General features: G+C 68.4%; 12 protein-coding genes. 6 read left to right on the forward strand and 6 right to left on the reverse strand.

The features are described from left to right. The first annotated feature begins 136 nt into the window (after positions 1–136). Positions 137–316: a hypothetical protein gene (locus ABZV38_RS07385; RefSeq protein WP_356325489.1), complete on the forward strand. Its 180-nt coding sequence runs from the start codon at positions 137–139 to the stop codon at positions 314–316. 100 nt (positions 317–416) lie between these two features. Here the strand turns inward: ABZV38_RS07385 and dnaE are convergent, their stop codons facing one another. Beyond that, positions 417–3953, reverse strand: a complete 3537-nt coding sequence (gene dnaE / locus ABZV38_RS07390) for a DNA polymerase III subunit alpha (protein WP_356325491.1) — start codon at positions 3951–3953, stop codon at positions 417–419. Positions 3954–4122: 169 nt separating this feature from the next. Here dnaE and ABZV38_RS07395 point away from each other — a divergent pair, with 169 nt between their 5' ends. The 5 genes from ABZV38_RS07395 (at position 4123) to ABZV38_RS07415 (ending at position 10127) form a co-directional block, all read left to right on the forward strand. Then, positions 4123–5448, forward strand: coding sequence for a DUF2252 domain-containing protein (locus tag ABZV38_RS07395; RefSeq protein ID WP_356325492.1), 1326 nt, complete (start codon positions 4123–4125; stop codon positions 5446–5448). Between the two features lie 66 nt (positions 5449–5514). Beyond that, positions 5515–6243, forward strand: a complete 729-nt coding sequence (locus tag ABZV38_RS07400; protein WP_356325494.1) for a hypothetical protein — start codon at positions 5515–5517, stop codon at positions 6241–6243. Positions 6244–6293: 50 nt separating this feature from the next. After that, positions 6294–7106, forward strand: coding sequence for a DsbA family protein (locus ABZV38_RS07405; protein ID WP_356325496.1), 813 nt, complete (start codon positions 6294–6296; stop codon positions 7104–7106). A gap of 84 nt (positions 7107–7190) precedes the next feature. Then, complete coding sequence (locus tag ABZV38_RS07410) at positions 7191–8852, forward strand: alkaline phosphatase D family protein (protein WP_356325498.1); 1662 nt, start codon at positions 7191–7193, stop codon at positions 8850–8852. 285 nt (positions 8853–9137) lie between these two features. After that, a complete protein-coding gene (locus tag ABZV38_RS07415) occupies positions 9138–10127 on the forward strand; it encodes a zinc metalloprotease (RefSeq protein WP_356325500.1) in 990 nt (329 codons plus the stop codon). 60 nt (positions 10128–10187) lie between these two features. Here ABZV38_RS07415 and ABZV38_RS07420 read toward each other — a convergent pair whose 3' ends face one another. Genes ABZV38_RS07420 through ABZV38_RS07440 form a run of 5 tightly spaced genes read right to left on the reverse strand, consistent with a single transcriptional unit; the run spans position 10188 to position 13666 of the window. Continuing rightward, entirely contained in the window at positions 10188–10757 is a 570-nt protein-coding gene (locus ABZV38_RS07420) for a dienelactone hydrolase family protein (protein WP_356325502.1), read from the reverse strand. A gap of 47 nt (positions 10758–10804) precedes the next feature. Beyond that, positions 10805–11284: a GNAT family N-acetyltransferase gene (locus ABZV38_RS07425; protein WP_356325504.1), complete on the reverse strand. Its 480-nt coding sequence runs from the start codon at positions 11282–11284 to the stop codon at positions 10805–10807. Further along, positions 11281–12222, reverse strand: coding sequence for an RluA family pseudouridine synthase (locus ABZV38_RS07430; RefSeq protein WP_356325506.1), 942 nt, complete (start codon positions 12220–12222; stop codon positions 11281–11283). The genes ABZV38_RS07425 and ABZV38_RS07430 overlap by 4 nt, the downstream gene beginning before the upstream one ends. A 23-nt stretch (positions 12223–12245) precedes the next feature. Next, entirely contained in the window at positions 12246–12830 is a 585-nt protein-coding gene (lspA, locus tag ABZV38_RS07435) for a signal peptidase II (RefSeq protein ID WP_356325508.1), read from the reverse strand. A gap of 59 nt (positions 12831–12889) precedes the next feature. Further along, a complete protein-coding gene (locus ABZV38_RS07440; protein WP_356325510.1) occupies positions 12890–13666 on the reverse strand; it encodes a TraR/DksA C4-type zinc finger protein in 777 nt (258 codons plus the stop codon). Between the last annotated feature and the right edge of the window lie 430 nt (positions 13667–14096).

Below are 14096 nucleotides of genomic sequence, written 5' to 3' on the forward strand. Positions count from 1 at the left end.
TCGGCGTGGCGGATCGATAAATCGGCGCATGATACCTCCTTTACTACGCACGGTAATGATCCAACATGCGGGCTATATCCTGATATGTGAGTCTGACAGCGGTGCTGGCCCCGAGATTCCGCACAGGAGGAACACCATGGCCAAGAACAAGAACCGCAAGCAGAGCAGCCAGCAGGACCGCGCGTCCGCCTCGGAGCGCGGTGCGGAGCAGGCGAAGTCGACGGCTTACGAGTCGCAGATCCAGCCTCAGTCGCAGGCCCAGGGCAGCCCTGCTGATGTTGCCCGTAAGCACCAGCGGCGCTTCGGCCACAATTGACCTGCTTTCCCCGGTCCGGCCCGTAGCCGGTAACCGGAGAGGGGCGCCCCGCTTTCGCGGGGCGCCCCTCGTGTCCGTGCGGTGATGCGTGCGTAGTCGCTCAGCCGGCCAAGCAGGACGGGCCGAGCAGCACCTTCAGGTCACCGAAGAGCGCCGGATCGGGCTGGACCCGGTGCCGGTCCAGCCGGAGGACGGTGGTCTTCCGGGGGCCCTGGAGCTTGATCCGCACCTCGGTGTTGCCGCGGTGGCTGCTGAGCACCTCGCCGAGGCGGGCGACCATCGGCGGCGTGATCTTGACCGTGGGGATGGTGAGCACCACCGGTGCGTTGGTCCCGGCCGACGAGAGGTCGGGAACCTGCATCTCCATGGCCACCAGCCGCGGGATGTCCTCTCGCTTGTCGAGCCGCCCCTTGACGAAGACGACGGTGTCCTCGACGAGCTGGGTGGAGACCAGCTGGTACGTGGCGGGGAAGAACATGCACTCGATGGACCCGGCCAGGTCCTCGACGGTGGCGATGGCCCAGGCGTTGCCCTGCTTGGTCATCTTGCGCTGGAGGCCGGAGATGATGCCGCCGATGGTGACGATCGCGCCGTCGGCGTGTTCGCCGCCGGTGAGCTGGGAGATCGCTGCGTCGGACTTGTCGGACAGGACGTGCTCGATACCGAAGAGCGGGTGGTCGGAGACGTACAGCCCGAGCATTTCGCGCTCCTGGGCCAGCAGGTACGACTTCTCCCACTCGATGTCGGAGAACTCGACGTCGAGCCCGAAGCCCGGCTCGTCGCTGTCCTCCTCGCCGCCGCCGAAGAGGTCGAACTGCCCCTCGGCCTCCTTGCGCTTGACCTGCACCACGTTGTCGATCATCGGCTCGTGGTGGGCGACGAGGCCCTTGCGGGTGTGGCCCATCTCGTCGAAGGCGCCGGCCTTGATCAGGGATTCGACGGTCCGCTTGTTGCAGACGACCGCTTCGACCTTGTCGAGGAAGTCGGGGAAGGTGCTGTACTTCCCCTTCGCCTTGCGGCATCGGATGATCGAGTCGACGACGTTCTGTCCGACGTTACGGATGGCCGTCAGCCCGAAGAGGATGACGTCGTCGCCCTGGGCGGCGAAGTTCGACTCGGACTCGTTGACGTTCGGCGGGAGCACCTTGATGCCCATGCGGCGGCACTCGTTGAGGTAGACCGCGGACTTGTCCTTGTCGTCCTTGACCGAGGTCAGCAGCGCCGCCATGTACTCGGCGGGGTAGTTCGCCTTGAGGTACGCCGTCCAGTAGGTGACCAGGCCGTACGCGGAGGAGTGCGCCTTGTTGAAGGCGTACCCGGCGAACGGGACCAGCACGTCCCACAGGGCCTGGATCGCCGCGTCGGAGAAGCCGTTCTTCTTGGCGCCCGCCTGGAAGAGCACGAAGTTCTTCGCCAGCTCGTCGGGCTTCTTCTTGCCCATCACGCGGCGCAGGATGTCGGCCTCGCCGAGCGAGTACCCGGCGACGATCTGGGCGGCCTTCTGCACCTGCTCCTGGTAGACGATCAGGCCGTAGGTCAGGCCCAGGGTCTCCTTGAGCGGCTCCTCCAGCTCCGGATGGATCGGAGTGATCTCCTGGCGGCCGTTCTTGCGCTCGGCGTAGTTCGTGTGCGAGTTCATGCCCATCGGGCCCGGCCGGTACAGGGCCGAGACGGCGGAAATGTCCTCGAAGTTGTCGGGCTGCATCTGGCGCAGCAGGGAGCGCATCGGGCCGCCGTCGAACTGGAAGACGCCGAGCGTGTCACCGCGGCAGAGCAGCTCGTACGTCTTGGGGTCGTCCAGCGGGACGGAGAGCAGCTCCAGCTTGATGCCCTTGTTGGCCTCCACCATCTTGACGGCGTCGTCCATGATGGTGAGGTTGCGCAGGCCGAGGAAGTCCATCTTCAGCAGGCCGAGCGACTCGCACTGCGGGTAGTCCCACTGCGTGATGGTGACGCCGTCGGTGTGCCGCACCCAGACCGGGGCGTGGTCGACGATGGGCTCGCTGGACATGATGACGCCTGCGGCGTGCACGCCCATCTGCCGGACCAGTCCCTCGACGCCCTTGGCGGTGTCGATGACCTTCTTGACGTCCGGCTCGCTCTCGTACATCCCCCGGATCTCGCCCGCCTCGCTGTAGCGCGGGTGCTTGGGGTCGGTGATCCCGGAGAGGTCGATGCCCTTGCCGAGGACGTCGGCGGGCATGGCCTTGGTGAGCCGGTCGCCCATCGCGTACGGGTAGCCGAGGACGCGGGCGGAGTCCTTGATCGCGTTCTTGGCCTTGATCTTGCCGTACGTACCGATCATGGCGACCTTGTCGGCGCCGTACTTCTCCGTCACGTACCTGATCACTTCGACGCGCCGGCGCTCGTCGAAGTCGATGTCGACATCGGGCATCGAGACACGCTCGGGGTTGAGGAACCGCTCGAAGATCAGCCCGTGCTCGATCGGGTCGAGGTCGGTGATCCCCATGGCGTACGCGACGATCGAACCGGCCGCGGAGCCACGGCCGGGGCCCACCGCGATGCCGTTGTTCTTGGCCCACATGATGAAGTCGGCGACGACGAGGAAGTATCCCGGGAACCCCATCTGGATGATGACGTCCATCTCGTACTCGGCCTGCTTCTGCCGGTCCTCGGGGACGCCGCCGGGGTAACGGCGGTTCATGCCGACCCGGACCTCTTCCTGGAACCAGGTGATCTCGGTGAAGCCGTCCGGGATGTCGAACTTCGGCATCAGGTCGCGCTTCTCGAACATCCCGGTGGTGTCGATCTGCTCGGCGACCAGCAGGGTGTTCGCGCACCCCTGCTGCCAGGCGTCGGAGGAGTCGACGGCGTACATCTCGTCCGTCGTCTTGAGGTAGTAGCCCGTGCCGTCGAACCGGAAGCGGTCCGGGTCGGAGAGGTTCTTTCCGGTCTGGATGCAGAGCAGCGCGTCGTGCGCGGAGGCCTCGCTGGCGTACGTGTAGTGCGAGTCGTTCGTCACGAGCGGCGGGATGTTCAGCTTCTTGCCGATTTCGAGGAGCCCGTCACGGACCCGGCGCTCGATCTCGATGCCGTGGTCCATCAGCTCCAGGAAGTACTTGCCCTCGCCGAAGATGTCCTTGTAGTCGGAGGCCGCCTGGACCGCCTCGTCGAACTGGCCGAGCCGCAGCCGCGTCTGCACCTCACCGGACGGGCATCCGGTGGACGCGATCAGGCCCTCGGACCACTGGGCGATGGTCTCCTTGTCCATGCGCGGCCACTTCTGCAGCCAGCCCTCGGCATACGCGTCCGAGGAGAGCCGGAAGAGGTTGTGCAGACCCGTCCTGTTCGACGCCCAGATCGTCTTGTGGGTGTAACCACCGGAACCCGAGACGTCGTCGCGCTTCTGGTGCGGCTGGCCCCACTGGATCTTCCGCTTGTGCTTGCGCGACTCCGGGGCGACGTACGCCTCGATGCCGATGATCGGCGTCACCTCGGCCTTCTTCGCCTGATGGAAGAAGTCGTACGCGCCGTGCAGGTTGCCGTGGTCCGTCATCGCGATGTGCGACATGCCCATTTCATTGCAGGCAGCGAACATGTCCTTGAGCCGCGCGGCACCGTCCAGCAGCGAGTACTGGGTGTGGACGTGAAGGTGCGTAAAAGGCGGCTTGGTCACGGCGTCGGGCCTCCGGGGAAACAAGCAATGACGGACTGGGGGGACAGCGTGGAAGTCTACGTCTCCGGACTGACAGTCGAGGGGCACTCCCCGGTACCGTCGCGCGTTGAGGGGTCGGAGACGCCCGTCCCATTTGTCATGAACGCCAGGTACCAGGAGGCACCCAGAAATGTCGGAAGCGCAGACCGGCGCAGCGCAGCGCGGGGAGCAGATTCTCGAGGTTTTCGACACCGCTTTCGGCCAGCTCCTGGCCGCGGACCCGGCGGCCTTCCGGGTCAAGTTCCGCAAGATGGCGGGCTCGGCGTTCGCCTTCTACCGGGGCACGGCGTGCCTGTTCTACAACGACCTGGAGCGGGAGCGGCACGGTGGCCCGTACCTGGACGACCGGACCGGCCGGGTGTGGATCCACGGCGATCTGCACGCGGAGAACTTCGGCACGTACATGGATGCCAACGGCCGGCTGATCTTCAATGTGAACGACTTCGACGAGGCGTACGTCGGCCCGTTCACCTGGGACCTCAAGCGGTTCGCCGCCTCCGTCGCGCTGATCGGGTACGCGAAGGCGCTGGGCGACGACCAGATCAGTGAGCTCGTCCGGGTCTACGCGGCGGCCTACCGCGAGCGGATCCACGCGCTCGCAACAGGCGCGAAGAACGACGAGGTGCCCCCGTTCACGCTGGACACCGCCGAGGGCCCGCTGCTGGGCGCACTGCGCGACGCCCGGTCGCTGACCCGGTTCTCGCTGCTCGACTCGATGACGGAGATCCGGGACTTCGAGCGCCGGTTCGCGGCGGGCGGCGGCGCGATCGATCTGGACGCGGCGACACGCTACAAGGTGCTGGCCGCGTTCGACGGCTATCTGGAGACGCTCCCCGAGTCGAGCCTGACCCGCCCCGACTCGTACCGGGTGAAGGACGTCGTCGGCCGTCGCGGCATCGGCATCGGCTCGGCCGGACTGCCCTCGTACAACATCCTTCTGGAGGGCAACAGCGACGCCCTGGAGAACGATGTGGTGATCTACATCAAGCAGGCGCAGACCCCGGCGGTCTCCCGGCACATCACCGACGCGGCCGTGCGCGAGTACTTCCAGCACGAGGGGCACCGCACGGTCATCTCGCAGCGCGCCCTGCAGGCGCACGCCGACCCGTGGCTCGGCTGGACCGAGCTGGGCGGCTCCGGGCAGCTGGTCGCCGAGGTCTCGCCGTACGCGGTCGATCTGGACTGGTCCGACATCGACGAGCCGGAGGAGATCGCGGCGGTGGTCGCCGACCTCGGCCGGGCGACGGCGACGATGCACTCCGCGGCGGACGACGAGAGCGGCCACTCGCTGGTGCCGTTCTCCACCGAGCGGGCGATCGACGCGGCGATCGCGGCGGACGAGGAGGGCTTCGCCGGGCTGCTGGTGGACTTCGCGCACAGCTACGGGGCCCGGGCGCGCGCCGACCACCAGATCTTCGTGGACCTCTTCCGCAACGGTCGCATCCCGGGGCTGTGAGCCTCCTCACCGAGCCGCGCACCCTTTAGGGGTCGCTTACAGGTTCACATGGCAGACTCTCCGGCGATGGACATATCAGGGACGCAGCTCAGAGTCGTTCGCGCGGCGCTTTTCACAGCGCTCGTCGTGACGCTCTCCGCTGCGTCCCATGTGCTGCTCTCCCGGGTTCCGCTGCCGCTGACGGTCGTCGGCGCACTGGCCGGTCTCGTCTTCGCCGTGGCGTACGGGCTGGCCGGCCGGGAGCGCGGCTTCGGCGCGATCGCCGGGCTGCTGGTGCCGCTGGAGCTGGCCGCCGACACCGTCTTCACCACCGGCCAGCACCTCTGTTACGGGGCGGCGGGCGGCCCGATCGCGGGTCCGCTGCGTTCGGTCGGCGTCGACGTCCTGTGCGGCGGTGACGCCGGTGCCGGGACGGCGCAGCTCGGCGGTGTCGGCACGGTGGGCACGCCGCTGGCCTCGGTGACCGGCTCCGGGCACGGTGCGGCCGCCCTGCTGGCCTCCCCGGGCCCCGCGGTGCCGTGGCTGCTGCTGGCCGCTCATGTGACGGTCGGTCTGCTGGCCGCGGCCTGGTTGCGGCGCGGCGAGTCCGCGCTCGCGGGTCTGCTGCGGGCGGTCGCCGCCACGGCGTTCCGGCCGCTTCTGATCGCGGTCGCCGTCGTGGGCACGGCCCGCCGCTCCGTACGCCGTGCCGCTCGGCCCGCGCCGTACGGCCCGCACCTCCTCGTGCACGCCCGTCTCCTCGTGCACTCCGTGGGACGGAGGGGACCGCCGCGCTCGGCCTGCGCCACCGCCTGAGCACGCACGTCCCTGACGACGTACACCCCACACACCACGGAGAAACCGCCATGAGCAAGCGCAACAGCCAGGCCAACAAGGCAGCCGCCCGCGAGCGGCTGCGCGCGGAGCGCGAGCGCCAGGCCAAGAAGGACAAGGTCCGCAAGCAGGTCGTCGTCGGCCTCTCGGTCGTCGCCGTGCTGGCGGTGGCCGGCGGCGTCGGCTACGGCGTGATGCAGCTGAACAAGCCCTCCCACTGGGAGGCGGCGAAGGACGCGAAGAACGTCACCGCGCCGAAGAACACGTCGGGCACCAACGGCACGACCGTCGTCATCGGCAAGTCGACCGCCAAGAAGACCCTCGAACTGTACGAGGACTCGCGCTGCCCGATCTGCGCCCAGTTCGAGCAGACCGTCGGTGAGACGGTCCACAAGGACGTCGACGCCGGCAAGTACAAGGTCAAGTACATCGGCGCGACGTTCATCGACAACAGCGGCGGCGAGGGGTCCAAGAACGCGCTCAGCGCGCTGGGTGCGGCGCTGAACGTCAGCCCCCAGGCGTTCCTCGACTACAAGTACGCGCTCTACTCCGCGAAGTACCACCCGGAGGAGACCGACGACAAGTTCGCCAAGGACTCGTACCTCATCAAGGTCGCGAACACGGTGGACGGGCTGAAGGACAACAAGGCGTTCCAGACGGACGTCAACGACGGTACGTACGACAACTGGGCGATGAAGATGTCCGCGACGTTCGACAAGAGCGGTGTCCAGGGCACCCCGACGCTGAAGATGGACGGCAAGACGCTCACCGGCGAGGGCACCGAGAACGCCCCGATGACCGTCGCCGATTTCAACACCGCGATCACCAGCGCCCTGAAGGGGTAATTCCGGGCAGCGGTTTCCCGACGGGCAGGCGAACTTCCTTTGTTCGCCTGCCCGTTCGCATACTGGTCAGTAGGGTTCTCCTCCGTGACCAGTCGACACCTTTCTTCGTCTCTTTCCGCTCCCAGCCGCCGCACGCTCGTGAAGGCCGCTGCCGCCACCGCCGTCGTGGCTCCCGTGCTCGGTGCCGCCACCGGCGCACGCGCCGCCGACGGGCCCGCCTTCCTGCACGGTGTCGCCTCCGGCGACCCGCTGTCCGACGGCATCCTCCTGTGGACCCGCGTCACCCCCACCCCCGACGCCGTGCCCGGCTCCGGACGCGGCGCCGACACGCCCGTGCGGTGGGAGGTCGCCGAGGACAAGGAGTTCAGCCGGATCGTCGCGCAGGGCTCCACCGTCGCGCGGGCCGCATCCGACCACACCGTCAAGGCCGACGTCCGGGGACTGGCCCCGGCGACCGCGTACTGGTTCCGCTTCTCGGCGGGCGACGGCGGGGCGGTACGCTCCCCGGCCGGCCGCACCCGTACGGCTCCGGCGGCCGGTGCGGCCACCCCGGGAGTCCGCTTCGGGGTGGTGTCGTGCGCCAACTGGGAGTCGGGCTACTTCTCCCCGTACCGTCATCTCGCCGCCCGCGCCGATCTCGACGCGGTCCTCCATCTCGGCGACTACATATACGAGTACGCCTCGGGCAGTTACCCGGACGCGAAGTACGTCGTACGGCCGCACGAGCCGAGGAACGAGATCCTCACCCTCGCCGACTACCGGACCCGGCACGGCCACTACAAGACGGACACCGATCTGCAGACCCTGCACGCCACCCATCCGGTGATCGCGATCTGGGACGACCACGAGTTCGCCAACGACGCCTGGTCGGGCGGGGCGGAGAACCACACGCCGGGCACGGAGGGCGCCTGGGCCGACCGGGCGGCCGGCGCAAAGCAGGCGTACTTCGAGTGGATGCCGGTCCGCGCATCCACCGAGGGCACCGTCTACCGGCGGCTGCGCTTCGGGAATCTGGCCGATCTCCACCTCCTCGATCTGCGCACCTTCCGCTCCCAGCAGTCGACGATCGGCAACGGTTCGGTCGACGACCCGGACCGCACGATCACCGGCCGGGCACAGCTGGACTGGCTGAAGGCGGGCCTCGCCGGTTCGGACGCGGCCTGGAAGCTGGTCGGCACGTCGGTGATGATCTCGCCGGTCGCGTTCGGTTCCGTACCTGCTCATCTGCTGGAGCCGCTGGCCGGGTTGCTGGGGCTGCCCAAGGAGGGGCTCGCGGTCAATGTCGACCAGTGGGACGGCTACACGGACGACCGCAAGGAACTGATCACGCATCTGCGGGACCGGTCGATCACCAACACGGTCTTCCTGACCGGTGACATCCACATGGCGTGGGCCAACGACGTACCGGTCAAGGCCGCGACGTACCCGCTCTCGGCATCGGCCGCCACGGAGTTCGTGGTGACGTCGGTGACCTCGGACAACCTCGACGACATCCTGCATGTCGCACCGCAGACGGTCTCCGTGCTCGCCGCGACGGCGGTCAAGGCCGCCAACCGCCATGTGAAGTGGGTGGACATGGACTCGCACGGCTACGGCGTCCTCGATGTGACCGCGGAGCGCTCGCAGATGGACTACTACGTGGTCTCCGACAAGACGAAGCGGGACGCGACTGCGGCCTGGACGCGTTCGTACCGGACGCTCAGCGGAACCCAGAAGGTCGAGCGGGTGGACCGTCCGGTGCGCTGAACATCCATTTCCGGCCACTCCGGGCCATGTTGACGGCGCATTACATCGCTACGGCGGGTGGCGCGCTCCCCTGCTCCAATGGGGACACACCACCCGCCGGGGTAACGCGCGACGTTACGTCCGCATCTCAAACTCTGGAACAGACAGAAATATTTCTTCCCGTTTCCCCGGTTTGCCCCACGATTGATTGGGCCTGATCGATTCTCCTCAACATGTGACATGCGCACGTAATCTCCCGGCGGCGGGTGAGGAAATTCCTCCCCCACACATCCGCGAGGAGTCTCTGTGCGCGCTCTTGCCCGTATATCGCCGCGTATACGTAACCGTGCGATCGGCACCGCCGTCCTGGCCGGAACCCTGGCCCTGGCACCGCTCTCCGCGCCCACCGGTTCAGCCGCCGCCAAGGTGTCCACCGCCTCCGCGTCCGCCTCCGCCGAGAAGTGCGCGAGCACCGACGCCACTGCGCGCCAGGCCCGCCCCTCGGGCACCAACCACGCCGCGGAGCCCAACGAACTCACCGTCTCCCAGGCCAAGGCCATGGACACGAAGCTCAAGGAGAGACTCGCGGACCGCCGGGTCAGTGGAACCACGCTGGCTGCCGGAGCGACCATCCCGGTCTACTTCCACGTCATCCACTCCGGCACCACCGGCAAGCTCACCGCCGCTGACATCAGCAGCCAGATGAGCGTGCTGAACGCGGCCTACAGCGGCCAGGGCACCGGCAACACCGCCACCGGCTTCCAGTTCTCCCTGGCCGGCACCGACTACACGGACAACGCCACCTGGTACAACCTCTCCTCGGGCTCGTCCGCGGAGAGGGCGATGAAGACGGCGCTGCGCAAGGGCGGCAAGAACGCGCTCAACATCTACAGCGCCAACCTCGGCGGCGGGCTGCTCGGCTGGGCCACCTTCCCCAGCTCGTACAACTCCAGCCCGAGCATGGACGGCGTGGTGATCCTCGATGCCTCGCTGCCGGGCGGCTCGGCCACCAACTACGACGAGGGCGACACCGCCACCCACGAGGTCGGCCACTGGATGGGGCTGTACCACACCTTCCAGGGCGGCTGTAACGGCAACGGCGACTACGTCTCCGACACACCCGCCGAGAAGAGCGCCGCGTTCGAGTGCCCGACCGGACGCGACACCTGCACCAACAAGACCGGGGTCGACCCGATCCACAACTTCATGGACTACACGTACGACTCCTGCATGTACCAGTTCACCGCGGGCCAGGTGCAGCGCATGAGCGACAGCTGGACCGCGTACCGCGCCTGATCCACGGTCAAGGCATCCGGGACCCCGCACACCGCCACGGTGGCGGGGCCCCGGGTCCGTCTACAGGGTGGCGAGGAAGCCGAGCGCGACCTTCCAGGTCAGCTCGGCGGCCGCCGCGTCGTAGTCCGGCAGATCCGGGTCCGTGAAGAGGTGGCCGGCCCCGGGGTAGCGGTAGACCTCGACGTCGGCTCCGGTCCGCTGCATCTGCAGATACCAGGAGTTCAGCCAGTCGTGTGTCTCGAACGGATCCGGGTCGGCGACATGCAGCTGTACGGGCAGCTCGTCGACCGACGCGTTCTCGGCGATGTCCGACGTGCCGTGGAGCAGCAGCAGTCCGCGCGCCTTCTCGTCGCCGAGCGCCAGGGTCTGGGCGGTGGACGCGCCGAAGGAGAAGCCCGCGTAGACCAGGCCACGCTCGGAGTAGGGCGCGGCGGCCAGGACAGCGCGCCGGAGCAGTTCGTCCTTGCCCACCTCGTCCTTGAAGGCCATGCCTTCCTCGACGGTCTCGAACGTGCGCCCGTCGAAGAGGTCGGGCACGTTCACCTCGTGCCCGGCTGCGCGCAGCCGGGCGGCGGCCGCGTACACCGCGGGGCGCAGGCCGTACGTCGAGTGGAAAAGCAGGATGTTCATGGGAGCAATGGTGCCAGTTGCGGCCGACAACACGGCGGCGCCGGCTGTCAGAGAGTGCGGCGCATCGCCCGGTGGGCGATTCCCGCATCCTTGAACTCAGGGCCGTACGCCACATACCCGAGCCGCTCGTAGAAGCCGAGCGCGTGCGTCTGGGCGTGCAGGTCCACGGCGACGAGACCGAGCCCGCGGGCCGCGTCCTCGATGGCCCGGACCAGCGCCACGCCGACTCCGAGGCCGCGCGTCCGCTTGGTCACCGCGAGCCGGCCCAGCGAGCCGACGGTGAGGTCGCCACCTGTCTTGGCGGCCACCCCCGCACCGTGCAGCAGTCGTCCCGCGCCGAGCACCGACCCGTCCGCCGCGACGGCGATGACATGCACCGCGTCCGCGTCGTAGGCGTCGTACTCGATCTCCTCGGGCACGTTCTGCTCGCCGACGAAGACCTCCTTGCGGACCTGGAAGCAGGCCGCGAGGTCGCTCTCGTCGACGGCCCTGCGGGTGGTGTACGGGGCCGGGGTGCCGGTGGTCATTCGCTCTCCGCCGCGATCTTGTCCAGGGCGTTCTGCAGGTCGTCCGGGTAGCTGCTGGCGAACTCCACCCAGCTGCCGTCCGCCGGGTGCTCGAAGCCGAGCCGGACCGCGTGCAGCCACTGCCTGGTCAGCCCGAGACGCTTGGCCATCGTCGGGTCGGCGCCGTAGGTCAGGTCGCCGACGCAGGGGTGGCGGTGGGCGGACATGTGCACGCGGATCTGGTGGGTGCGGCCCGTCTCCAGCTTGATGTCGAGGAGGCTGGCCGCCCGGTACGCCTCGATGAGGTCGTAATGCGTCACGGAGGGCTTGCCCTCGGCCGTGACCGCCCACTTGTAGTCGAGGTTGGGGTGGCGCCCGATGGGGGCGTCGATCGTGCCGCTCATCGGGTCCGGGTGGCCCTGGACCAGCGCGTGGTACTTCTTCTCGACGATCCGGTCGCGGAACTGGCCCTTCAGCAGCGTGTAGGCCCGCTCGGACTTGGCGACGACCATCAGGCCGGAGGTACCGACGTCGAGACGGTGCACGATGCCTTGGCGCTCGGCGGCGCCGGACGTCGAGATCCGGTACCCGGCCGCGGCGAGACCGCCGATCACGGTGGTGCCGGTCCAGCCCGGGCTCGGGTGGGCGGCCACCCCGACCGGCTTCATGATCACAACGATGTCGTCGTCGTCGTGCACGATCTCCATGCCCTCGACGGGCTCGGCGACGATCTGCACCGGCGCGGGTGCCTGCGGCATCTCCACTTCCAGCCAGGCGCCACCCTGCACGCGTTCGGACTTCCCGACCAGGGCGCCGTCCACCTGCACCTTCCCGGCAGCGGCCAGCTCGGCGGCCTTGGTGCGGGAGAAACCGAACATCCGGGAAATGGCGGCGTCGACACGCTCGCCTTCCAGGCCATCCGGTACGGGCAGGGTGCGGACCTCGGGATACGTACTCACCTGTCGAGTATGCCTTGCGCCCGCTAGTCCTTGTGCACGGTGCCGTCGGGGTCCAGACCCTTGAAGGAAAGGATCACGATCAGGATGCCGCCGCAGACGATGGCGGAGTCCGCGAGGTTGAAGACGGCGAAATGCGCGGGGGCGATGAAGTCCACCACCGCGCCCTTGAAGAGGCCGGGCGAGCGGAAGATCCGGTCGGTGAGGTTGCCGAGCGCTCCGCCGAGCAGCAGGCCGAGCGCGATGGCCCACGGCAGGCTGTAGAGCTTGCGGGCGAGCCGGGCAATGACCACGATCACAGTCGCCGCGATGACGGTGAAGATCACCGTGAACGCCTCGCCGATGCCGAACGCGGCGCCCGCATTCCGGATCGCGTCGAACCGCAGCCAGTCGCCGAGGACCTCGATGGGCTCGTGGTGCTCCAGCTTCGCGACCACGATCATCTTGCTGATCAGGTCGAGCAGATAGGCGAAGACGGCCACGGCGAAGAGCACCATGACCTTCCGCTTGCCCTTGCCCCGGACCTCGTCCTGCCCCTTGTCCCCGGCCCCCTCGGTCCCCTCAGCTTCAGGGATGTCCGGCGTACCGATGATGCGCTCCGCCTCTGCCACGTGAGTCCCTCAACCTAGGTTCCTGACCGAAGACGAGGGTACGACACGCCCGCCGCGGATCAACCTCGGCGCTCCTGCTTCTGTTTGTCCTCGACACAGAGAGTGGCCCGGGGAAACGCCTGCATCCGCGCCTTGCCGATCGGCTGGCCGCAGATCTCGCACAGTCCGTACGTCCCCGCGTCGAGCCGGGCCAGCGCCCGCTCGGTCTGCTCCAGCATCTCCGTGGCATTGGCGGCGAGCGCCATCTCGTGCTCGCGGGTGATGTTCTTCGTGCCGGTGTCGGCCTCGTCGTCACCGGCCCCATTGCCGGAGTCCCGCATCAGCCCGGCGAGCGCGACCCCTGAGGCCTCCAGCTCGCTGCGCAGCCGCATGATCTCGCTCGTCAGCTCGGCCCGCGCCTCCGAGACCTCCTCCGGCGTCCAGGGGTCCTCGCCGGGCCGTACGGCCAGCTCCCCGGGCGCTGTCGCGGCGGCCCGGGCGGGCGGTACGGGCGCCGCGCCCTTGCCGGCCGTGCGGGTCCGGGCTGCGCTCTTCTTGGCTACCACCGTGTGGGCTCCCGTCTCCTCGGCGGCCTCGGCCGCCCCCGTGTCCGCCGCAGCGGCCTTCTTCGAAGCCTTCTTGACCGCGCTCTTCTTCGCAGTGGCCTTCTTGGCCGGGGCCTTCCCCACGGCCTTCTTCGCTGCCGCTTTCTTCGTCGCCGTGCTCTTCGCCGCGGCCTTCCTCGGACGCGGCTCCGCAGCGGTCTGCGAGCCCGCCCCTTCGGTCGTCACCTCGGCCGCCGCGCCCGTGGATCTCGCTGACGCCGACTTCTGTTCGGCGGTCTTCTTCGCCACCATGGCCGCGGCCCCTTCACATATTGTGATCTTGCACGCGAATCGTGCTGGGACGATAAATCGACCCCAGCCCGGCGGCAACGGGGCACGCCGCCGAATCGCCCCTCCCCGTGCCGGATCACCGCGCGCCTGAGACCGTTGTGCCCAGCTCCCCGCCCGGTAATCCGCCTCCCGGCCCCCGCCAGGACTGCGTACGCCCCGTCGCGCCATTCGGGTCACGGTCGCACCCACCGGATAAACCGGTCGGCCGTCGCCCGTACGGGCCCGTACACTGGCCCCAGCGAGAGGCATGGATGGGACGAGTAGCGTCGTAGGCAGCCAGGAGCGACCCGGGGACGGTGAGAGCCCGGGGGCGAGCGCGTCGTGAAAATCACCCGGAGCCGTCGGAAGAACGCCGCAAGGCAAGTAGAACCGGCATCGCGACCCCAATGAG

The sequence above is a fragment of the Streptomyces sp. NPDC005181 genome, from assembly GCF_040608395.1.
Classification (GTDB): domain Bacteria; phylum Actinomycetota; class Actinomycetes; order Streptomycetales; family Streptomycetaceae; genus Streptomyces.